We start from the raw sequence: 21,126 nt of genomic DNA on the forward strand, positions 1-21,126 counted from the left end.
TCCGTGAGGGAGACGCGTTCATTCGAACTTGTAATCGAATGAACATCGCGATCAAGGGAACGTGTGTTCTATTCTGTGGCGCAGTGCTACCGAGGAGGCGCCCATGCGCTGGGATCATCTGGCCGAGAACCCCGCCACGACCCGGGGCGCCGCCCTGTTCGACGCGGATGCGGTGACCACGCGTACCTTCGACAGCCCCGAGTTCCGCGGCGTCACCTTCCACGAGGTCCGGGCCCGTTCGATCGTGAACCGGGTGCCGGGCGCCTCCCGTATGCCGTTCGAGTGGACGGTCAACCCCTACCGTGGCTGCACGCACGCGTGCGTGTACTGCTTCGCCAGGAAGACGCACAGCTACCTGGACCTCGACACGGGTCTCGGCTTCGACACCCAGATCGTGGTGAAGGTCAACGCACCCGAACTGCTGCGCGCCCACCTCGGTTCGCCCCGCTGGCACGGCGAGCACATCGCGATGGGCACCAACGTCGACTGCTACCAGCGGGCCGAGGGCCGCTACCGGCTGATGCCGGGCATCATCGCGGCGCTGCGCGACCACGCGAACCCCTTCTCGATCCTCACCAAGGGCACCCTGATCCTGCGCGACCTCGACCTGCTGAAGCAGGCCGCCGCGGTCACCGACGTCGGCATCTCCGTCTCCGTGGGCTTCACCGACCAGGACCTGTGGCGCACCGTCGAACCGGGCACGCCCGCCCCGGAGCGCCGGCTGGACGTGGTGCGCACGCTGGGCGAGCACGGCATCGGCTGCGGCGTCCTGATGGCCCCCGTGATCCCCTTCCTGAGCGACCATCCGGCCCAACTGCGCGCCACCGTACGGGCGATCGCCGCCTCCGGGGCGACCTCGGTGACCCCGCTGGTGCTGCATCTGCGCCCGGGCGCGCGCGAATGGTTCATGGCCTGGCTGGAGCGCCGGCATCCGTACCTCGTCCGCCGGTACGAACGGCTGTACGCGGACGGCGCCTACGCCCCGAAGTGGTACCAGCGCCGGATCACCGGCCAGGTGCACGAACTGGCCCAGGAGTACGGCATCGGCCCGACGCGCCCCGGGATGCCGCGCAGGCTCCCGCAGTCCGAGCCCGAAGCGGTGACGGCGGAGCCCACGGCGACCGGGCCGACACAGCTCTCGCTCCTGTGATCGACGCGCATACGAGCGCCTTACCCGGCCCAATCGGGTCAACTCCGGACTGAACAGCGTTCTTCCGGACGACCTTTCCGGGACGATCGGCGAGGACCCGGCACTCGCGGTCCGAACCCCTCCGTCCTGGGAGGTCCGACATGACACACCGCGCAGCCGTGCTGTGCGGCGCCGCCCTGGTGGTGGCCGGGATGCTCACCACCGCCCCGGCCCAGGCGAGCGCACCGCGCAGCACGGACACCGCACCGGCGGCCCAACTCACCTGGAAGAAATGCGGCAGCACCAAGTACCCGACGCTCCAGTGCGCGACCGTCACGGTGCCGCTGGACCACGCCAACCCCCGCGGACAGCAGATCACACTGGCGCTGTCCCGCGTCCCCCACACCGCGCAGACGTATCAGGGACCGCTGCTGGTCAACCCCGGCGGGCCCGGCGGCACCGGTCTCAACCTCGCCGGATACGTGGCCTCGTCGCTGCCCAAGGCCGTGGCGGCGCAGTACGACGTGATCGGCTTCGACCCGCGGGGCGTGGGAAAGAGCACGCCCGCCCTGAACTGCGCGCCCGGCTACTTCTCCCCGGTGCGCCCGGACACGACGCCCCGCACCCCTTCCCGGGAGAAGAGGAACCTGGCCCGCGTCGCCTCCTTCGCCCGGGCCTGCGCCGCCAAGTACGCGGACCTGCTGCCGTACATCGACACGGTGAGCACCGCGCGCGACCTGGACCTGATCCGGCAGGCGCTGGGGGTCCAGAAGATCAGCTACTTCGGCTACTCGTACGGCACCTACCTGGGCGCCGTCTACGCGAAGCTCTTCCCGCAGCGCGTGCGCCGTCTGGTGCTCGACTCGATCGTCGACCCCCAGGGGGTGTGGTACGAGAACAACATCCAGCAGGACTACGCCTTCAACGACCGTCACCGGGCCTTCCTGGCGTGGGTGGCGCGGCACGACACGGTGTACGGGCTGGGCACCGATCCGGCCGCCGTCGAGGCCAAGTGGTACGCGATGCGGGCGGCACTGGTCAGGAACCCGGCCGAGCAGAAGGTGGGTGCCGCCGAACTGGAGGACACCTTCATGCCGGGCGGCTACTACGACGGCTACTGGCCCCACCTCGCCGAGGCGTTCGCCGCCTATGTGAACGACAGGGACCCGCATCCGCTGGTCGAGGCCTACGAACGCTTCGGCGCGGTGGGCGCCTCCGGGGACAACAACTACGCCGTCTACTCCGCGGTGCAGTGCCGTGACGTCTCCTGGCCGCGCGACTGGGCGCGGTGGCGCTCGGACATGTGGGCGGTGTACGCCAAGGCGCCGTTCATGACCTGGAGCAACGCCTGGTACAACGCGCCGTGCGCGTTCTGGCCGACGGGATCGCTGCGGCCGGTGGACGTGGCCAACGACGCGCTGCCGCCGACGCTGCTGTTCCAGGCGACCGACGACGCCGCCACGCCGTACCAGGGCGGGCTGACGGTGCATCACCTGCTGCGCGGTTCGCGTCTGGTGGTCGAACAGGGCGGCGGGAACCACGGCATCACCCTGAGCGGGAACGCCTGCCTCGACCGGTACCTGGCGGCGTACCTCACCGACGGGACGGTGCCGCGCGGCGGCGGCGACATCGACGCGGTGTGCCAGAAGCTGCCCGAGCCCAAGCCGCTGACCGGCCAGGACGCGTCCCCGGCGGCGTCCGGCGCGGGGCGCGGTTCGACGCTGCACGGGCTGCTGGGCTTCCACGGCTGAGCGGCGGGGCGGGCGCCGCCCGTCGGGGGCGTCGAAGCCACTGTCGGACCCGTGGGCCACCATGGGACCCATGAGTGAGCTGACCAGGATTCCCGCCCCCGACGGGGTCGCCCCCGCCGCCCCGTACTCCCATGTCGTCATGGGCGCCGGCCGCTTCGTCGCGGTCTCCGGTCAGCTCGCCCTGGACGAGCACGGCAGGCCGGTCGGCGCGGACGACCCGGCCGCCCAGGCCCGGCAGGTGTTCGAGAATCTGCGCCGCTGTCTGGCCGCCGCCGGAGCCACGTTCGACGACGTCGTCAAACTCACCTACTTCGTCACGGACATGGCGCACATGCCCGCGATCCGCGAGGCCCGCGCCGCGCACATACCCGACGACCGCCTGCCCGCGTCGTCGGCGGTGCAGGTGGCGGCCCTGGTGCGCCCGGAGTTCCTGATGGAGATCGAGGCGTACGCGGTCCTGCCGGGCTGATCCGCGGCTCCGCCGGCCCGCGGTCCCGCGCGGTGGTCACCGGCCGCCGGGCATGCGGGCCAGCGCGTGGACCGCCGCCTCGGCCAGGGAGGGATGGGCGAGGGCCTCGTTCAGCACGGGTCTGGCGCGGGGGTCGCCGAGCGTGCCCAGTCCCTCCACGCAGGCGAGCGCCACCTTGCGGTACGGATCGTGCGGGCGGAGCCGGCGCTGCAACGTGGTGATCAGCGCGGGCACGGCCTCGGGGGCGCGCAGCTCGACGAGCAGGCGTACGGGGTGGAGGGCGTAGGCGACGCGGAGCTCGTTGGTGGCCAGGGCGGCCGCCGCTCGGGCGGTGCGCGGGTCGCCGAGCCGGGCCAGGGCGTGGGCGGCCGACGCGCAGCGCTGCGGATCGCGGTGGTTGAGCAGCAGGACGAGCGTTTCGAAGGACCGCCGGTCGCCCGCGACGCCGAGCCGGAAGGCGGCCAGTTCGCGCGCCCACAGCGGCTGCCCCGGCTCGGTCAGCACGGCGGCCAGCTCGTCGAGATCACCGGTGGCCGCCAGCCGCTCGCAGACCGGGGAACCACCGCTCTCGGCCCGTACACGCTCGGTGAGTGATCGCAACGCTTCGTCCATACGTCGAGCGTAGGCGCGCGAGCACCGCGCGGGGACCCAGATCACAAAGCCGGGGGCTGGCGCGCTCGTTACCCACGGGTTAAGCTCAGACGAGCGAGACACCCCTCGCGAGACTCTCGGCGGCCTGGTGACGCAGCCGTCGTGAGTGCTGGTCGGTTCGGTACATCGCGTACCTCAGTACGACTCGGCCCCGGGACAGGGCCGGTCGGTATCGCCGTTCCGGGCGTGTACACGTCCGTGACACGGCGCCGGGCGTGTGCGCTCGTCAGCCCGGCAAGCACCCGCACTCTCCGCCCTGTGGTGCGCCCTCGGCGCACCCAGGCGCGCTCCCTCAGTCGTCACCCTCATCTGGAGTCCCGCGATGGCCACTCCCCTCTCCGACACCCCCCTGTCCCCGCTCAAGACCGTTGCCGTCGTCGGCCTCGGCACCATGGGCACCGGCATCGCCGAGGTGCTCGCCCGGGCCGGCCGCGAGGTCGTCGGCATCGACATCAGCGAGGCCGCCGCCTCGAAGGCCGTCGCCACCCTGGAGACCGCCACCGCCCGCGCCGTCGGCCGCGGCCGTATGACCGAGCGGGAACGCGACAACGTCCTCGCCCGCTTCCGCACCTTCACCGACCTGCGGGCCGCCGCCGACGCCGACCTGGTGATCGAGGTGGTCCCGGAGTCGTACGAACTCAAGCAGCAGGTCTTCCAGGCGCTCGACGGCATCGTGCGCCCGGACACCATCCTCGCCACCGGCACCAACGCCCTGTCCGTGACCCGGCTGGCCGCCGACTCGGCCCACCCCGAGCGCGTCCTCGGGCTGCACTTCTTCAACCCGGCACCGGCGATGCGGCTGGTCGAGATCGTCTCGTCCGTGCTGACCGCGCCGGCGGCCGTCACCGCGGTCACCAACCTCGCCCTCGACCTCGGCAAGGAGCCCGTCGCGGTGGGCGACCGGCCCGGTTTCGTGGCCGACGGCCTGCTGTTCGGCTACCTCAACCAGGCCGCCGCGATGTACGAGTCGAAGTACGCCTCGCGCGAGGACATCGACGCCGCGATGAAGCTGGGCTGCGGGCTGCCCATGGGCCCGCTCGCGCTGCTCGACCTGATCGGCGTCGACACGGCCCGTACGGTCCTGGAGGCCATGTACGCCGCCTCCCGCGACCGTCTGCACGCCCCCGCGCCGATCCTCAAGCAGCTCAGCGAGGCGGGCCTGACCGGCCGCAAGGCGGGCCGCGGCTTCTACACCTACGAGGCGCCCGGCAGCCCGGTCGTGGTGCGCGACGCGCTGACCCCGCTGGAGGGGGACACCCTGGTTCCGGGTCGTACGGTCCGCTCGGTGGGTGTGGCGGGCTCGGGCACGATGGCCTCCGGGATCGCCGAGGTCTTCGCCAAGGCCGGGTACGAGGTCGTGCTCGCCGCCCGCACCGAGGAGAAGGCCCGGGCCGCGAAGGCCCGGATCGGCAAGTCGCTGGCGCGCTCGGTCGACAAGGGCCGGATGACCACGGAGGCCGCCGCGCAGACGCTGGACCGGATCCGGCCGTCGGGCTCCTACGACGACTTCGCCGACGTCGACCTGGCCCTGGAGGCCGTCGCCGAGGACCTGGAGGTCAAGCGGCAGCTGTTCGCCACGTTCGACAAGGTCTGCAAGCCCGGCGCGATCCTCGCCACCACCACCTCCTCACTCCCCGTCGTCGCCTGCGCACGCGCCACCTCGCGCCCGCAGGACGTGATCGGCATGCACTTCTTCAACCCGGCGCCGGCCATGAAGCTGGTCGAGGTGGTCCGCACGGTGCTGACCGCCGACGACGTCCACTCGACCGTGCGCACGCTGTGCGGGTCGATCAGGAAGCACCCGGTGGACTGCGGTGACCGGGCCGGATTCATCGTCAACGCGCTGCTGTTCCCGTACCTGAACAACGCGGTCAAGATGGTCCAGGAGCACTACGCGTCCCTGGACGACATCGACGCGGCGATGAAGCTGGGCGGCGGCTACCCGATGGGCCCGTTCGAACTGCTCGACGTGGTCGGTCTCGACGTCTCGCTGGCCATCGAGAAGGTGCTGCACCGGGAGTTCCGCGACCCCGGCCTGGCCCCGGCACCGCTTCTGGAACACCTGGTGGCCGCGGGCTGCCTCGGCCGCAAGACCGGCCGCGGCTTCCGCGAATATGCCAAGCGCTGACCGGCGCGGCGACCGGCTCCACGGCGGCGCCGACTGGGGCGGACTGCTCGACCCGGCCGGCCACCCCCCGCCCTCCCGGGGCGGGGGGAACCCGGGACCTGCGCACCATCCTGCGCAGATGCAGTACGTTCGGGTCATGTCCCAGCCCGCCAAGTCCTCACGTACCCCAGCTACGCCCGACGCGCCCGAGAGCGCCGCAGGCTCTCGCGCCGCCGCCCAGCGGCTCAAGATGCGCCGGGAGCTGGCGGCCGCGGCGATGGAGCTGTTCGCCACGAAAGGGTACGAAGCGACCACCGTCGACGAGATCGCGGCAGCCGCGGGGGTCGCCCGGCGCACCTTCTTCCGCCACTTCCGCTCCAAGGAGGAGGCGATCTTCCCGGATCACGACGACACCCTCATCCGGGCCGAGGCGGTGCTCAACGCCGCGCCCGCGCACGAGCATCCGCTCGACACGGTGTGCCGCGGCATCAAGGAAGTCATGAAGATGTACGCGGCCCGGCCGGAGATCTCCGTGCAGCGCTACAAGCTGACCCGCGAGGTGCCGACGCTGCGCGAGGCGGAGATCGCCTCGGTCGCCCGCTACGAGCGCCTCTTCACCCGCTACCTCCTCGGCCACTTCGACGAGCACGCGCACGACGACGACGCGAACGACGACCCGCTGCTCGCCGAGGTCGCCGCCTCCGCGGTGGTCACCGCGCACAACCACGTGCTGCGGCGCTGGCTGCGGGCGGGCGGCCAGGGGGACGTCGAGGCCCAGCTGGACCACGCCTTCGCGATCGTCCGCAAGACGTTCGGCACGGGGATCGGGGCGGGGCGCAAGGCCGCTCCCCGGACACCCCGGGCCTCCGTGGCCTCGCAGGGGGAGGTCCTGGTGACGGTGGCGCGGACCGACGCGCCGCTGGACGAGGTGATGCGGACCATCGAGCAGGCGCTGAAGGAACGGTCGTAACTCTTCGCGGCCGGCGACGGGCCGGTGGCGGCACTGATGCCGCCACCGGCCCGTTCGCTTGTCTCTACCCGGCGGTAGCTTTGATCGATCATCGCTCATTTGTTACGTAAAGATTTCATCTGAGTGGACTTTCTGGCACCCAGTGCCTTGCGGGGTGACACGGGGTGCCATACGGTGAAGGGGTCCGGGCGGCCGGCGTGCAGAGACCCTTCGTACGCCGGCTGTCCCCGCAAGCCCCCTGGGCGAGCGCGCCCGGACGCCTGCGTCACAGGCAACTTCCGCGCCACCAAGCGCTGCCGAGCACCACCTCCGCCGAACCGACGGCACCCCTCTCACCAGCAGCAGCACCGACGTAACCCTCAGCGTCTCCCCTCAAGACGCCATTCGCCGGAGGCACCATCGTGAAGGACATCCTGGACGCCATTCAGTCGGGGACCGCCACGTCCGCCGACTTCGCCGCCCTCCCCCTCCCCGAGTCCTACCGCGCGGTCACCGTGCACAAGGACGAGACGGAGATGTTCGCGGGCATGCCCACCCGCGACAAGGACCCCCGCAAGTCACTGCACGTGGACGAGGTCCCGCTGCCCGAGCTCGGCCCGGGCGAGGCCCTGGTGGCCGTCATGGCCTCCTCGGTCAACTACAACTCGGTCTGGACGTCGATCTTCGAGCCGCTGTCGACGTTCGGCTTCCTGGAGCGCTACGGCAAGCTGTCGCCGCTGACCAAGCGGCACGACCTGCCGTACCACATCATCGGCTCCGACCTGGCGGGCGTCGTGCTGCGCACCGGCCCGGGCGTGAACGCCTGGAAGCCCGGTGACGAGGTCGTCGCGCACTGCCTGAGCGTCGAACTGGAGTCCCCGGACGGCCACGACGACACCATGCTCGACCCGGAGCAGCGCATCTGGGGCTTCGAGACCAACTTCGGCGGTCTCGCGGAGATCGCCCTGGTGAAGTCCAACCAGCTCATGCCCAAGCCGGACCACCTGAGCTGGGAGGAGGCCGCGGCCCCGGGCCTGGTCAACTCCACCGCGTACCGGCAGCTCGTCTCCCGCAACGGCGCCCAGATGAAGCAGGGCGACAACGTCCTGATCTGGGGTGCGAGCGGCGGCCTCGGCTCGTACGCCACCCAGTTCGCGCTGGCCGGCGGCGCCACCCCGATCTGTGTCGTCTCCTCGCCGCAGAAGGCGGAGATCTGCCGGAAGATGGGCGCCGAGCTGATCATCGACCGCAACGCCGAGGACTACCGGTTCTGGAAGGACGAGAACACCCAGGACCCCAAGGAGTGGAAGCGCTTCGGCAAGCGCATCCGCGAGCTCACCGGCGGCGAGGACGTGGACATCGTCTTCGAGCACCCGGGCCGCGAGACCTTCGGCGCCTCGGTCTACGTCACCCGCAAGGGCGGCACGATCGTCACCTGCGCCTCGACCTCCGGCTACATGCACCAGTACGACAACCGCTACCTGTGGATGTCGCTGAAGCGGATCATCGGCTCGCACTTCGCCAACTACCGCGAGGCGTACGAGGCCAACCGGCTCATCGCCAAGGGCAAGATCCACCCGACGCTGTCGAAGGTCTACCCGCTGGAGGAGACCGGCCAGGCCGCCCACGACGTCCACCGCAACGTCCACCAGGGCAAGGTCGGCGTGCTGTGCCTCGCGCCCGAGGAGGGCCTGGGCGTGCGCGACCAGGAGATGCGCGCCAAGCACCTCGACGCCATCAACCGCTTCCGGAACGTCTGAGAGGCGCACATGAGCGAGCGTCAGAAGGACCGGCCGTGGCTGATGCGGACCTACGCCGGTCACTCCACGGCCGAGGCGTCCAACGAGCTGTACCGGCGCAACCTCGCCAAGGGGCAGACGGGTCTGTCGGTGGCGTTCGACCTGCCGACGCAGACCGGCTACGACCCCGACCACATCCTCGCCCGCGGCGAGGTCGGCCGGGTCGGCGTCCCGATCGCGCACCTCGGTGACATGCGCCGGCTGTTCCAGGACATCCCCCTGGAGCAGATGAACACCTCGATGACCATCAACGCCACGGCCATGTGGCTGCTGGCGCTCTACCAGGTCGTCGCGGAGGAGCAGGGCGCGGACATCACCAAGCTCCAGGGGACGACCCAGAACGACATCGTCAAGGAGTACCTGTCCCGCGGGACGCACGTCTTCCCGCCGGGGCCGTCGCTCCGCCTGACGACGGACATGATCGCGTACACGGTCTCCCACATCCCCAAGTGGAACCCGATCAACATCTGCAGCTACCACCTGCAGGAGGCGGGCGCCACGCCGGTGCAGGAGATCGCGTACGCGATGTCCACCGCGATCGCCGTCCTGGACGCCGTGCGCGACAGCGGCCAGGTGCCGCAGGAGCGCATGGGCGACGTCGTCGGCCGCATCTCCTTCTTCGTGAACGCGGGCGTCCGCTTCATCGAGGAGATGTGCAAGATGCGGGCGTTCGGGCGCATCTGGGACCGCATCACGCGTGAGCGGTACGGCATCCAGGACCCCAAGCACCGGCGCTTCCGCTACGGCGTCCAGGTCAACTCCCTCGGACTGACCGAGGCCCAGCCGGAGAACAACGTCCAGCGGATCGTGCTGGAGATGCTGGCGGTCACCCTCTCCAAGGACGCACGCGCGCGTGCCGTGCAGCTCCCGGCCTGGAACGAGGCGCTGGGCCTGCCCCGCCCCTGGGACCAGCAGTGGTCGCTGCGCATCCAGCAGGTGCTCGCCTACGAGAGCGACCTGCTGGAGTACGGCGACATCTTCGAGGGCTCGAAGGTGATCGAGGCGAAGGTGGACGAGCTGGTCGAGGCGGCGTTCGCCGAGATCGAGCACATCCAGGAGATGGGCGGCGCGATGGCGGCCGTCGAGTCCGGCTACCTCAAGTCACAGCTCGTCGCCTCGCACGCGGCACGCCGGGCCCGTATCGAGTCGGGCCAGGAGAAGATCGTCGGCGTCAACATATTCGAGGGGACCGAGCCGAACCCGCTGACGGCCGACCTGGACACGGCGATCCAGACGGTGGACCCGGCGGTGGAGGCCCGTGTCATCGAGTCCCTCCAGCGCTGGCGCGACACCCGCTACCAGCCTCCGTTCAACCACCCGCGCCCGTGCAAGGCGCTGGAGCGGCTGAAGGAGGCCGCGAAGGGCACCGAGAACCTCATGGAGGCCACCCTGGAGTGCGCCCGCGCCGGGGTCACGACCGGCGAGTGGGCCGGAGCCCTGCGCGAGGTGTTCGGCGAGTTCCGCGCCCCGACCGGCGTGTCCTCCGCACCCGTCGCCGTGGCCGCCGAGGAGGGCACCAAGCTGGCCGAGGTCCGCCGCAGGGTGGACGCCACCGCCCGCGACCTGGGCGTCGGCAAGCTGCGCTTCCTGGTGGGCAAGCCGGGCCTGGACGGGCACTCCAACGGCGCCGAGCAGATCGCCGTGCGGGCCCGTGACGCCGGGTTCGAGGTGGTCTACCAGGGCATCCGGCTCACCCCCGAGCAGATCGTGGACGCGGCCCTCGCCGAGGACGTGCACGCGGTCGGCCTGTCCATCCTCTCCGGCTCGCACGCCCAGTTGGTGCCGGACGTGCTGGAGCGGCTGCGCGAGGCCGGCGCGGCCGACATACCGGTGATCGCCGGCGGGATCATCCCGAACGGCGACGCCGAGCAGCTCAGGGCCGCTGGAGTGGCCGCGGTCTTCACCCCGAAGGACTTCGACATCACCGGGATCATCGGCCGTATCGTCGACGAGATCCGGAAAGCGAACAAGCTCGACCCCCTGGAGGTCCCCGCATGACCACGCCCGTCAACCGCCTCCGCCCGCGGCGCTCCTGCCTGGCCGTACCGGGCTCGAACCCGCGCTTCCTGGAGAAGGCGCAGGGCCTCCCCGCCGACCAGGTCTTCCTGGACCTGGAGGACGCGTGCGCGCCGCTCGCCAAGCCGGAGGCGCGGCACACCATCGTCAAGTTCCTCAACGAGGGCGACTGGACGGGCAAGACCAGGGTGGTCCGGGTCAACGACTGGACGACCGAGTGGACGTACCGGGACGTCGTGACCGTCGTCGAGGGCGCGGGCCCCAACCTCGACTGCATCATGCTGCCGAAGGTGCAGAGCGCCGAGCAGATCGTCGCCCTGGACCTGCTGCTGACGCAGATCGAGAAGACGATGGGCTTCGAGGTCGGCCGCATCGGCATCGAGGCGCAGATCGAGAACGCCCAGGGCCTCAACAACGTCAACGCCATCGCCCAGGCGTCCCCGCGCATCGAGACGATCATCTTCGGCCCCGCCGACTTCATGGCGTCCATCAACATGAAGTCGCTCGTCGTGGGCGAGCAGCCGCCCGGCTACCCGGCGGACGCCTACCACTACATCCTGATGAAGATCCTGATGGCCGCCCGCGCCAACAACCTCCAGGCGATCGACGGCCCCTACCTGCAGATCCGCAACGTCGACGGCTTCCGCGAGGTCGCCGGACGCGCCGCCGCGCTCGGCTTCGACGGCAAGTGGGTGCTCCACCCGGGTCAGGTGGACGCCGCCAACGAGGTGTTCTCGCCGTCCCAGGAGGACTACGACCACGCCGAGCTGATCCTGGACGCGTACGAGTACTACACGTCGGAGGCGGGCGGCAAGAAGGGCTCCGCGATGCTCGGCGACGAGATGATCGACGAGGCCAGCCGCAAGATGGCCCTGGTCATCGCGGGCAAGGGACGCGCCGCCGGCATGCAGCGCACCAGCAAGTTCGAGATCCCGGAGGCGTGAGCGGCATGCAGTTCGGACGGACCTACGAGGAGTTCGAGGTCGGGGCGACGTACAAGCACTGGCCGGGCAAGACGGTCACCGAGTACGACGACCACCTGTTCTGTCTCCTCACCATGAACCACCACCCGCTCCACATGGACGCGAACTATGCGGAGAAGACGACGGACTTCGGCAAGAACGTCGTCGTGGGCAACTACATCTACTCGCTGCTGCTCGGCATGTCGGTGCCGGACGTCTCCGGCAAGGCGATCGCCAACCTGGAGATCGAGTCGCTCAAGCACGTGGCGCCGACCTTCCACGGCGACACGATCTACGGCGAGACGACCGTGCTCGACAAGTGGCCGTCGAAGTCGAAGAACGACCGCGGGATCGTCCACGTCGAGACAAAGGGCTACAAGCAGGACGGCACGCTGGTGTGCGTGTTCCGCCGCAAGGTGATGGTGCCGACCGAGACGTACATCAAGGAGCGCGGCGGCGAGCAGCCCGGCCGCCCGGAACTGAAGCAGCAGGAGAAGTAGGCCATGGCCCGACTCGCCCAGACCGCCGGTCTGACGGACGTCCAGCAGGAGATCATCTCCACCGTCCGGGACTTTGTCGACAAAGAGATCATCCCGGTCGCGACCGAGCTGGAGCACCGCGACGAGTACCCGCAGCAGATCGTGGACGGCCTGAAGGAGCTGGGCCTGTTCGGTCTGATGATCCCCGAGGAGTACGGGGGCCTGGGCGAGTCGCTGCTGACCTACGCGCTGTGCGTGGAGGAGATCGCCCGGGGCTGGATGTCGGTCTCCGGCATCATCAACACGCACTTCATCGTGGCGTACATGCTCAAGCAGCACGGCACGCAGGAGCAGAAGGACCACTTCCTGCCGAGGATGGCGGCCGGCGACATCCGCGGCGCCTTCTCGATGTCGGAGCCGGGCCTCGGCTCCGATGTGTCGGCGATCACCTCGAAGGCGGTCAAGGACGGCGACGAGTACGTCCTGACCGGCCAGAAGATGTGGCTGACGAACGGCGGCACGTCGTCCCTCGTCGCCGTGCTCGTGCGAAGTGACGAAGGACACCCCGAGGGCACCGCGCCCCACAAGTCGATGACGACCTTCCTCGTGGAGAAGGAGCCCGGTTTCGGCGAGGTCCGCCCCGGCCTCACCATCCCCGGGAAGATCGACAAGATGGGCTACAAGGGGGTCGACACCACCGAGCTCATCATGGACGGCCTGCGCATTCCGGCCGATCGGGTGCTCGGCGGGGTCACCGGCCGGGGCTTCTACCAGATGATGGACGGCGTCGAGGTCGGCCGGGTGAACGTCGCCGCGCGTGGCTGCGGCGTCGCCCAGCGTGCCTTCGAGCTCGGCGTGTCGTACGCGCAGCAGCGGCACACCTTCGGCAAGCCGATCGCCCAGCACCAGGCCATCCAGTTCAAACTGGCGGAAATGGCCACCAAGGTCGAGGCGGCGCATGCCATGATGGTGAATGCGGCACGCAAAAAGGACTCCGGGGAACGAAACGACCTTGAGGCAGGGATGGCGAAGTACCTCGCCTCCGAGTACTGCAAGGAGGTCGTGGAGGACGCCTTCCGGATCCACGGCGGCTACGGCTTCTCCAAGGAGTACGAGATCGAGCGCCTCTACCGTGAGGCCCCGATGCTGCTGATCGGTGAAGGTACCGCCGAAATCCAGAAAATGATCATCGGTCGCCGACTGCTCGAAGAGTATCGGCTCCAGGGCTAGATGTCCGGGTACGGGGTGTTTTCTTCGCGAAGAAGATCACACCCCGTCAACACTCTTCGGCCGTCGACTCGGGCCTCTCGCTTGCCCAGTTGCGGCCTGCGACCGGTACGATCGCCGGAAAGCCGCCGTCCCCCCGTTGAAGCGCGGCATCATCCGCTACGAAGGTCATCCATGCCCCACAGCCAAACCTCTGCACCACGCGGCCGGGTCCGCCTCGCGCGCGGAGCATCGCCGTGGCTTCTCCCGACCGTTGCCACCGCAGCCCTCAGCCTGGCCCGGGCGCGCCGCTCCGGCGCCGCCAAGGCCGTGGCCGTGCCCGCCACCGCACTCGCGGCGGGCATGCTGTGGTTCTTCCGCGACCCCGAGCGCGAGATCACCCAGGGCCGGGTCATCTCGCCCGCCGACGGTGTGGTGCAGAGCATCATGCCGTGGAAGGACGGCCGCACCCGCGTCGCGATCTTCATGAGCCCGCTGAACGTCCACGTGAACCGCGCGCCGCTGTCCGGCACGGTCACGTCGGTCGAGCACATCCCGGGCGGTTTCGTTCCCGCTTTCAACAAGGAGAGCGAGAACAACGAGCGCGTCGTCTGGCACTTCGACACCGAGCTCGGCGACATCGAGATGATCCAGATCGCCGGCGCGGTGGCCCGTCGCATCGTGCCCTACGTCCCGCAGGGCACGAAGGTGGAGCAGGGCGACCGCATCGGCCTGATCCGCTTCGGCTCGCGTGTCGACGTCTACCTCCCCGAGGGTGTCGAGATCGCGGTGGAGGTCGGCCAGAAGACCGTGGCTGGGGTGACGCGCCTTGACCGTGATTGATCCCGATACCCAGTCCGGCTGGGTGCCGGAGGCCGACGAGGTGGACGACGAGGAGGAGATGCCGCTCTCGCTCCGCCTCTCAATAGCGGACACCCTCACCCTCGGCAACGCCACGTGCGGGTTCATGGCGGTGTACTTCACCACCACCGGGATCCTCATCCCGCACCTGACGGGCAACGACGAATCGGCGGGCATGGCGCGCCACAGCGCCGCCACGGCCGTCATCCTCATGCTCTGCGCGGCGGTCTTCGACCTGTTCGACGGCCTGGTGGCGAGGAAGCTGCGGTCGTCCCCGATGGGCGCCGAGCTCGACAACCTCTCGGACCTGATCAGCTTCGGTCTGGCGCCGGCGTACTTCGTCCTGGTCTACGGCATGGTGGCGGACGACGCGCACCAGCGGGTGGCGGCGGTCGGCGCGATCGTGGTGCTGCTGGCGGTGGTGCTGAGACTGGCCCGCTTCTCGTGCGTGACGATGAAGGACGGGATGTTCCAGGGGATGCCGTCGCCGTTCGGCGCGCTGACGGTGGTCTCGATCGTGCTGCTCGAGCTGCCGTTCTTCGCGACGCTGCTGGCGATCCTGGGGACGGCGTGGCTGATGGTGAGCCGGGTGGAGTACCCGAAGCCGCGGGGCCGTCTGGCGGTGGCGATGCTGTCGTGGATCGTCCTGTCGATGGGCCTGCTGGCGGCGTGGGCCTTCGACGCCCCGAGCGGCCAGCTGCTGCTCCAGACGGGGTGCGCGCTGCAACTGGTCATGGGCGCGGTGATCCCGCTGTTCGCCACGGCACGCCGGGTGAACAACTTCCGTGACAACCGGCGCGAGGCGCGGGCGGCGCAACTGCCGTAGCGCGCGGCGCCGTACTCGGCCGAGGGCCCCGAACCGGGTTGGTTCGGGGCCCTTTCGCATGGGCGCCAGGCCCCCGTCCCGTAAGGCGCGCGGGGAACTGCACGACCGGCCACGGACCACCCGCGGACGGCGTACGACCACCGGGGCGGCCCCGGAGCCGCTCCGGGCCCGTGGCCCCCCGCGGTGCGCGGCCCCTTTGTCGCCCGCGCACAGATACGGCGGCGAACGTGCGCCGCCGGTGACTATCAGTGACCTCCGCGTCGCTTCTGGCGTCGGACACCTCGATGACATCGCCTGTTGCGAAGGGACGCGTCGGCGACGTCGTCTCCTGGCTCGGCGACCGGTTCGCCGGCCGCACGGCCCAGAGCCACTGCTGAGCCGCCACGGCGCCGGGCCCCGGGCGACCGACCGGGTCCGGCGCTCCACACGCCGGGCCGCGCCTCAGATCAACGCGTCCCGCGCGATCCTCTCCCCGACCCGTTCGAGAAGGGGCCCCGCCTCCGCGATGCACCGCACCACGTCCGGCTCGACCTCGGTCAGGGCGTAGGCCCGGCTGATCCCGGCCCGCTCCAGCTCCCGGGGCGGCAGCAGGAGGCGACCGCACACGGCGACGACCTCCTTGCCCGCCGCGCGCGCCGCAGCCGCGACCCCGGCCGGCGCCTTGCCGTGCAGCGTCTGCTCGTCCAGGGACCCCTCGCCCGTGATCACGAGCGTCGCCCGCTCCAGCGCGGGCGCGAAGCCCAGCACGTCGAGCATGACCTCGATCCCGGGCCGGAACCGCGCGCCGAGCAGCAGGGCCCCGTACCCGATGCCGCCGGCGGCCCCCGCGCCCGGCGCCAGAGCGTGCTCCGCGGCCCGGGATCCGATCGTCTCCGCCAGCACCTTCGCGTAGTGCGCGAGCGCCGCGTCCAGCGTCTCCACGTCGTCCGGCGAGGCCCCCTTCTGGGGGCCGTAGACCGCCGGTGCCCCCTTCGGACCCGTCAGCGGGTTGTCCACGTCGCTCGCCAGGACCAGATCGACCGAGGCCAGGCGCGGGTCCAGGTCCGAGAGGTCCGCACGAGCGAGCTCCGCCAGCCCCCCGCCGCCCGGCGTCACCGGCTCCCCCTCCGCATCCAGGAACCGCGCCCCGAGCGCGGTCAGCATGCCCGCGCCCCCGTCCGTCGTCGCGCTTCCGCCCACCCCGAACACGATCGTCCGCGCCCCCGCGTCCAGCGCGGCCCGCAGCAGCTCCCCGGACCCGTACGTGGACGCCGTCAGCGGCGCGAAGACCCCGGCCGGCAGCCGCTGCAGCCCGCTCGCCTCCGCCATCTCCACGACCGCCGTGTCGCCGCGCAGCGCGAACGCCGCCGTCACCTCGTGCCCGAGCGGCCCGGCGACCCGCACCTCACGCCGTTCGAACCCGGCCGCGACCGCCGCGGCCACCGTCCCGTCACCGCCGTCGGCCACGGGCAGCGCCTCCACCTGGAGGCCCGGCACGACTCTGCGCAGCCCCGCGGTGACCCGCTCCGCGACCTGAACGGCCGTCAGCGATCCCTTGAACTTGTCCGCGGCGATGAGCACCCGCTGTGCCGTTCGCGTGTCGTCCACTGCAGCGTCCGCCACCTGCAATCCCCTCGCTCTCCGAGCCCCGCGCACGCCGAACGCGCCGGGGCGGTCGCGCCGCTGTGACCCTAGCCGCAGCGCGCCTGGCCCGTCATGCTCCGTCCGGCCCCCGGAATACGCGCGAGCGCCGCCGGAATCGGGTAGACCTTCAGCCATGACCCCTGTGGGCACCGATCTCGCGGACCGCGTCTTCGGCGGCTGGCTGGGCCGGATCGCCGGCAACATGCTCGGCAAGCCGGTCGAGCGGGGCGATGTGTGGACGCGGGAGCGCATCGACCGCTATCTGCGGCAGGCCTCGGCGCTGCCGCTCACGGACTACCTGCCCGAGCCGGCCACCGAGAGCGACGCCCTCGACCTGCGCCCCGAGTGGCGCCAGTGCGTGCGCGGCCGCATCCACGGCAGTTGCCGCGACGACGACGTCGACTACGCCGTCCTGGGCCTGGACCTGCTGGAGACGCACGGCTTCGGCTTCAGCACGGAGCAGGTCGGCGACCTGTGGCTGCTCAGACTGCCGTACCTGCAGACCTTCACGGCCGAGCGGGCCGCGTACCGCAATCTCACCCAAGGCCTCAAACCCCCGCTCACGGCCACCTACGACAACCCGTACCAGGAGTGGATCGGCGCCCTGATCCGCGCCGACATCTACGGCTGGACCTGCCCGGGCGTCCCGCGCCGCGCCGCCCTGCTGGCCCGCCGGGACGCGGTCCTGTCGCACACCGGCAACGGGGTGTACGGGGCCATGTGGGCGGCGGCTCTGATCTCGGCGGCCTTCACCGCGCCGACCGTGCGGGACGCCCTCGACACCGCGCTGACGGTGATCCCGGCGAGCAGCCGCCTCGCCCGCACCGTACGCCGGGTGAGCTCGCTGCACGAGACCGGGCTGAGCTGGGAGGAGACGCTCGAGGCGGTCTCGGAGGAAACCGCAGGGCTCGGCTGGATCCACACCGTGCCGAACGCCGCCGTCCTCACGGCCGGGCTGCTGTACGGCGACGGCGACTTCACCCGCACCGTCACGCTGACCGTGCGCGGCGGCCTGGACACCGACTCCAACGGGGCGACCGCCGGCTCGGTCGCGGGCGTCCTCACCGGCGCGGAGGCGATCCCGGCGCGCTGGAAGGACCCTCTGCGGGACACGGTCCGCAGCGCGGTCTTCGGCTTCGACGGCATCCGCATCAGCGAACTGGCGGAACGGACCCTGCGGCTCGCGGCAGCGGAGGCCGGCTGATCCCGTCGGCAGCGGCCCCGGCTCCCAGGGAAGCCGGGGCCGTTGATCCGCGTGGCGGCACTGGTCGTCAGATCGGCTTCATCGGCGACCCGTGCAGCCGCGAGGCCGGCAACCCCTCACGCCCAGACGTCTTCCTTCCCGGAGCACTTCGACCACGAGCCCTTCACCACGCAGGCCCACAGGAGGTAGTGGTTGCCCTCGGGAAGGTTGCCGGAAGTCGTGTCCTGGTACTTGGCGCTGTGGCCACGGGTGGTCGCGGTCCGTCCCGTACTCAGGTGAGCCTCGATGCCGTAGCCGTCCGCCAGATTGTCGTACGCCACCAGGGTGTCCCCGGGTTCACCGCCCGTGCCCGGGTCGGCCCACCAGCCGCCCCACCCCGCCAGCCGGCCCTCCATGGAGTCGTTGAAGACGTTGACGTAGGTGTCGCTCCCCACGTGCTGGAGCTCGAAGTGGAAGCTGTCCTCCGCGGCCGAGGCCGGTCCTGCCCCCGCCGCCAGCAGGCCGGCGGTGAGCGCAGCGGCCCCCGCCATCGCTGCCAGGCGCGCCTTGATGTTCGGCACGTGATCCCCCATGTCCGTGGTCTTGGTCTTGGTCTCGGTCTGAGACCTTGGCATGCTCCTGATGAGCATGGTGACCACAGATCCTCTCCCGGACCCCGCCCCTCCGCAACTCCCCGCGCTTTGCGCGTTGTTGGGAATTTCGTCAGTGACGCGTGACCTGCGGGAGGTGTCTCCACACCTCATGTGCCTGATGTGCCGATGTGCCGCAGGTGACCGACGGGTGGCCGCGGTGGCGCCTGACGTCCGCCGTCTGCCGACGGGCACTGGTTACGCTTCCTGGATGACCACTCCAGACTTCGCCGCATACATCGCGTCCCTCCCCCGCGTCCTGTCCGGCGCGGCCGCCCTTTTCCGCGACGCCGACGGCCGGGTGCTGCTCGTCGAGCCCAACTACCGGGAGGGCTGGGCGCTTCCGGGCGGCACGATCGAGTCGGACGACGGGGAGACCCCGCGTCAGGGCGCCCACCGGGAGACGCTGGAGGAGATCGGCCTCGATCGCGAGTTGGGCCGGTTGCTGGCGGTCGACTGGGTGCACGGGACGGGACGCCCGCCCCTGGTCGCCTACCTCTACGACGGCGGGGTCCTCCGCGAGGACGACCTGAAGGCGATCCGGCTCCAGGAGGAGGAGCTGCTCTCCTGGCGACTGGTGCCGCGCGAGGAACTCACGGACTACCTGCCGGGCGCCCTCGGCCGCCGTGTGCTCGCCGCGCTCGACGTGCTGACGGACGGCTCGGGCACGGCGGAGCTGGAGAACGGCCACCGCGTCGGCCGACCCGGTGACCCGGCCGACGCGCGGGCACGGTGACGTTCATATAAAGATCACATCAAAGGATGATGCGCCAGTCGTTATGGCGTGTCCCACTTTCTACCTATCTGCCCGACATTACGCTCCCGTTGGTGATCACCGACGTGGAGAGGAAATGTCGTGCCCCTTGAGCCCGAGTACAGTCAGCGGTCGGCGGCGCAGTCCGAGCCCGCACGCGTGAAGTCCCCTGTCGGCAGGCGCCTGGGACGGCTGGGGACCGCCGTCGTGGCCGGTTGCCTGCTCGCCGGGCTGAGTCCGGCGGCCTCCGGTGCGCAGCCGGCGGCTGCCGCGGCGCCGAACAGCAACGACGATCCGACGCGGTACTGGGACGACGTCCTGCTCCAGACCTTCCGTGACGCCCGGGGCATGGACGCCTCGCCCGGGAAGCTCACCAGGGCCGCCGCGATGGTGCACGCGGCGATCTACAACGCGGAGAGCGCGTACCAGTACACGTACGGAACCATGAAGTACCAGCCGTACCTCGACCGGCCGCTGAGGTATGCGGATCGGCCGCCGCAGCGGCGTCCGGACGAGGAGGAGCGGCTGATCGACCGCACGGCGTACCGGATGATCTCGCAGCTCTTCCCGGGCGACCAGGCCTACATCGACGCCCGGTTCACCGCCCGGACCGGCTCCGCGCCCGGTTCCTTCGACATCCTCGACCGACTCGTGGTCGACCCGGTGGTCGAGCAGATCAACGAAGCCCGCGCCGGCGACGGCTCGGACAACACGCAGGTCTACAACGGCGACACCACCACCCCCGGCGCCTGGCGACCGACCGGCGGAAGCTGCCGGCAGCCGAGCGACGCGGTCACCCCTTACTGGGGCATGGTCAGGCCGTTCGTGCTGCGGCGGGGCTCGCAGTTCCGGCCCGCCCCCCTGGGCGCCACCTACGCCGATGTGCTGGCCCGCCGGGACTACCCGGCCCAGGTCGACGAGGTACGACGGCTCGGTGCCGTGGACTCCACCGAGCGCACCCCCGACCAAACGGCCGCAGCCTGGTTCTGGGCCAACGACCTGGACGGCACCTACAAACCCCCGGGACAACTGCTCGAGCTCACCGGGATCGTCGCCGGAAAGCTCCGGCTCGACACGTACGAGACCGCCCGCTTGTACGCCCTGGTGTCCCTGGCGATGGCGGATGCCGTGATCGCGGTGTGGGACACCAAGTACGACACCCCGATCAAGCTGTGGCGGCCGGTGACCGCGATCCACGCCCTGGGCGGCGCGAACACGGCCTGGCAGCCTCTCAGCGCCGACCGCTCGGGGGCGCCGTTCACGCCGTGCTTCCCCTCCTGGGCGTCCGGGCACGCCGGCCTCGCGGCCGCGTGGGCGGGAGCCATGCGGCACTTCTTCGGCCGTGACAGCGTCTCGTTCACCGCGCACACCGAGGATCCGCACGCACTCATGACGACCCGGTCGTACGCCGGCTTCAGCCAGGCCGCCCGCGAGGAGGCGCTGAGCCGGCTCTGGCTGGGCGTGCACTACCGCTGGGACATCGCCGACGGGCTCGCAGTCGGCGGCGACGTCGCCGACTACCTGGTCGCCCACACGATGCTGCCGACCGGCTCCGGCCGTCCGCCGCGGCGGTGAGCGGCGCACACCTCGCTGCCGGAGAGCTTCCCGGGACCGCGGCGCGGTCCCGGGAAGATCTCCTGTACCTCTGCGGAGTGCCGGGCAGTACGGTTTGGAACCCCGTTGACGAGCTCCGCCCCCCAGAGAAAACCCC

18 protein-coding genes are annotated in these 21,126 nt (G+C 70.7%); 15 read left to right on the forward strand and 3 right to left on the reverse strand.

Going from position 1 to position 21,126, the window contains the following annotated elements; genetic code table 11:
- The first annotated feature begins 103 nt into the window (after positions 1-103).
- The 3 genes from ACZ4SW_RS24370 to ACZ4SW_RS24380 all read left to right on the forward strand — a co-directional run bounded on the left by ACZ4SW_RS24370 (position 104) and on the right by ACZ4SW_RS24380 (position 3,349).
- Complete coding sequence (locus ACZ4SW_RS24370) at positions 104-1,150, forward strand: Rv2578c family radical SAM protein (protein ID WP_468249316.1); 1,047 nt, start codon at positions 104-106, stop codon at positions 1,148-1,150.
- 140 nt (positions 1,151-1,290) lie between these two features.
- Entirely contained in the window at positions 1,291-2,880 is a 1,590-nt protein-coding gene (locus tag ACZ4SW_RS24375) for an alpha/beta hydrolase (RefSeq protein ID WP_468249321.1), read from the forward strand.
- A 70-nt stretch (positions 2,881-2,950) separates the two neighbouring features.
- Positions 2,951-3,349: a RidA family protein gene (locus ACZ4SW_RS24380; protein WP_468249326.1), complete on the forward strand. Its 399-nt coding sequence runs from the start codon at positions 2,951-2,953 to the stop codon at positions 3,347-3,349.
- 36 nt (positions 3,350-3,385) lie between these two features.
- Here the strand turns inward: ACZ4SW_RS24380 and ACZ4SW_RS24385 are convergent, their stop codons facing one another.
- Positions 3,386-3,961: an adenylosuccinate lyase gene (locus ACZ4SW_RS24385; protein ID WP_468249332.1), complete on the reverse strand. Its 576-nt coding sequence runs from the start codon at positions 3,959-3,961 to the stop codon at positions 3,386-3,388.
- Between the two features lie 361 nt (positions 3,962-4,322).
- On the opposite strand from ACZ4SW_RS24385, the gene ACZ4SW_RS24390 reads away from it, so the two are divergent.
- The 9 genes from ACZ4SW_RS24390 (at position 4,323) to pssA (ending at position 15,205) form a co-directional block, all read left to right on the forward strand.
- On the forward strand, positions 4,323-6,128 hold the full coding sequence (locus tag ACZ4SW_RS24390) for a 3-hydroxyacyl-CoA dehydrogenase family protein (protein ID WP_468249336.1): 1,806 nt from the start codon (positions 4,323-4,325) through the stop codon (positions 6,126-6,128).
- A 136-nt stretch (positions 6,129-6,264) separates the two neighbouring features.
- Positions 6,265-7,077 carry a TetR family transcriptional regulator gene (locus ACZ4SW_RS24395; RefSeq protein WP_468249339.1) on the forward strand — a complete coding sequence of 271 codons (813 nt, stop codon included), beginning with the start codon at positions 6,265-6,267 and terminating at the stop codon, positions 7,075-7,077.
- 401 nt (positions 7,078-7,478) lie between these two features.
- Positions 7,479-8,816 carry a crotonyl-CoA carboxylase/reductase gene (gene ccrA / locus ACZ4SW_RS24400; protein WP_468249343.1) on the forward strand — a complete coding sequence of 446 codons (1,338 nt, stop codon included), beginning with the start codon at positions 7,479-7,481 and terminating at the stop codon, positions 8,814-8,816.
- Between the two features lie 9 nt (positions 8,817-8,825).
- Complete coding sequence (locus ACZ4SW_RS24405) at positions 8,826-10,853, forward strand: protein meaA (protein WP_468249348.1); 2,028 nt, start codon at positions 8,826-8,828, stop codon at positions 10,851-10,853.
- Entirely contained in the window at positions 10,850-11,815 is a 966-nt protein-coding gene (locus tag ACZ4SW_RS24410; RefSeq protein WP_388572816.1) for an HpcH/HpaI aldolase/citrate lyase family protein, read from the forward strand. Before ACZ4SW_RS24405 ends, ACZ4SW_RS24410 begins: the two co-directional genes overlap by 4 nt.
- Before the next feature lie 5 nt (positions 11,816-11,820).
- Positions 11,821-12,333 (forward strand): MaoC family dehydratase, encoded by a 513-nt coding sequence (locus tag ACZ4SW_RS24415; protein ID WP_365244883.1) that lies wholly within the window; start codon positions 11,821-11,823, stop codon positions 12,331-12,333.
- A 3-nt stretch (positions 12,334-12,336) separates the two neighbouring features.
- Positions 12,337-13,542 carry an acyl-CoA dehydrogenase family protein gene (locus ACZ4SW_RS24420; RefSeq protein ID WP_468249357.1) on the forward strand — a complete coding sequence of 402 codons (1,206 nt, stop codon included), beginning with the start codon at positions 12,337-12,339 and terminating at the stop codon, positions 13,540-13,542.
- Between the two features lie 171 nt (positions 13,543-13,713).
- On the forward strand, positions 13,714-14,361 hold the full coding sequence (locus ACZ4SW_RS24425) for a phosphatidylserine decarboxylase (protein WP_468249361.1): 648 nt from the start codon (positions 13,714-13,716) through the stop codon (positions 14,359-14,361).
- Positions 14,362-14,383: 22 nt separating this feature from the next.
- Complete coding sequence (pssA, locus tag ACZ4SW_RS24430; RefSeq protein WP_366027545.1) at positions 14,384-15,205, forward strand: CDP-diacylglycerol--serine O-phosphatidyltransferase; 822 nt, start codon at positions 14,384-14,386, stop codon at positions 15,203-15,205.
- A gap of 441 nt (positions 15,206-15,646) precedes the next feature.
- Here pssA and ACZ4SW_RS24435 read toward each other — a convergent pair whose 3' ends face one another.
- Positions 15,647-16,807, reverse strand: coding sequence for a glycerate kinase (locus tag ACZ4SW_RS24435; protein WP_468249365.1), 1,161 nt, complete (start codon positions 16,805-16,807; stop codon positions 15,647-15,649).
- Positions 16,808-16,961: 154 nt separating this feature from the next.
- On the opposite strand from ACZ4SW_RS24435, the gene ACZ4SW_RS24440 reads away from it, so the two are divergent.
- Positions 16,962-18,032, forward strand: coding sequence for an ADP-ribosylglycohydrolase family protein (locus ACZ4SW_RS24440; protein ID WP_468249370.1), 1,071 nt, complete (start codon positions 16,962-16,964; stop codon positions 18,030-18,032).
- A gap of 116 nt (positions 18,033-18,148) precedes the next feature.
- On the opposite strand, the gene ACZ4SW_RS24445 is transcribed toward ACZ4SW_RS24440, so the two are convergent.
- The gene (locus ACZ4SW_RS24445; RefSeq protein WP_468249373.1) at positions 18,149-18,646 is read right to left on the reverse strand and encodes a hypothetical protein; all 498 of its coding nucleotides are present in this window, start codon (positions 18,644-18,646) and stop codon (positions 18,149-18,151) included.
- A 226-nt stretch (positions 18,647-18,872) separates the two neighbouring features.
- On the opposite strand from ACZ4SW_RS24445, the gene ACZ4SW_RS24450 reads away from it, so the two are divergent.
- On the forward strand, positions 18,873-19,397 hold the full coding sequence (locus ACZ4SW_RS24450; RefSeq protein ID WP_468249376.1) for an NUDIX domain-containing protein: 525 nt from the start codon (positions 18,873-18,875) through the stop codon (positions 19,395-19,397).
- A gap of 120 nt (positions 19,398-19,517) precedes the next feature.
- Positions 19,518-20,990 carry a vanadium-dependent haloperoxidase gene (locus ACZ4SW_RS24455; RefSeq protein WP_468249379.1) on the forward strand — a complete coding sequence of 491 codons (1,473 nt, stop codon included), beginning with the start codon at positions 19,518-19,520 and terminating at the stop codon, positions 20,988-20,990.
- Positions 20,991-21,126: the final 136 nt, after the last annotated feature.

This window comes from Streptomyces sp. NPDC028331, from assembly GCF_055565775.1.

Bases quoted from the DNA above. Each gene is read 5' to 3' on its own strand.
- ACZ4SW_RS24380 (WP_468249326.1), top strand. From the start codon at position 2,951: ATGAGTGAGCTGACCAGGATTCCCGCCCCCGACGGGGTCGCCCCCGCC.
- ACZ4SW_RS24420 (WP_468249357.1), top strand. From the start codon at position 12,337: ATGGCCCGACTCGCCCAGACCGCCGGTCTGACGGACGTCCAGCAGGAG.
- ACZ4SW_RS24375 (WP_468249321.1), top strand. From the start codon at position 1,291: ATGACACACCGCGCAGCCGTGCTGTGCGGCGCCGCCCTGGTGGTGGCC.
- ACZ4SW_RS24405 (WP_468249348.1), top strand. From the start codon at position 8,826: ATGAGCGAGCGTCAGAAGGACCGGCCGTGGCTGATGCGGACCTACGCC.
- ACZ4SW_RS24440 (WP_468249370.1), top strand. From the start codon at position 16,962: ATGACCCCTGTGGGCACCGATCTCGCGGACCGCGTCTTCGGCGGCTGG.
- ACZ4SW_RS24450 (WP_468249376.1), top strand. From the start codon at position 18,873: ATGACCACTCCAGACTTCGCCGCATACATCGCGTCCCTCCCCCGCGTC.
- ACZ4SW_RS24385 (WP_468249332.1), bottom strand. From the start codon at position 3,961: ATGGACGAAGCGTTGCGATCACTCACCGAGCGTGTACGGGCCGAGAGC.
- ACZ4SW_RS24390 (WP_468249336.1), top strand. From the start codon at position 4,323: ATGGCCACTCCCCTCTCCGACACCCCCCTGTCCCCGCTCAAGACCGTT.
- ACZ4SW_RS24410 (WP_388572816.1), top strand. From the start codon at position 10,850: ATGACCACGCCCGTCAACCGCCTCCGCCCGCGGCGCTCCTGCCTGGCC.
- ACZ4SW_RS24415 (WP_365244883.1), top strand. From the start codon at position 11,821: ATGCAGTTCGGACGGACCTACGAGGAGTTCGAGGTCGGGGCGACGTAC.
- ACZ4SW_RS24370 (WP_468249316.1), top strand. From the start codon at position 104: ATGCGCTGGGATCATCTGGCCGAGAACCCCGCCACGACCCGGGGCGCC.
- ACZ4SW_RS24395 (WP_468249339.1), top strand. From the start codon at position 6,265: ATGTCCCAGCCCGCCAAGTCCTCACGTACCCCAGCTACGCCCGACGCG.
- ACZ4SW_RS24445 (WP_468249373.1), bottom strand. From the start codon at position 18,646: ATGCCAAGGTCTCAGACCGAGACCAAGACCAAGACCACGGACATGGGG.
- ACZ4SW_RS24425 (WP_468249361.1), top strand. From the start codon at position 13,714: ATGCCCCACAGCCAAACCTCTGCACCACGCGGCCGGGTCCGCCTCGCG.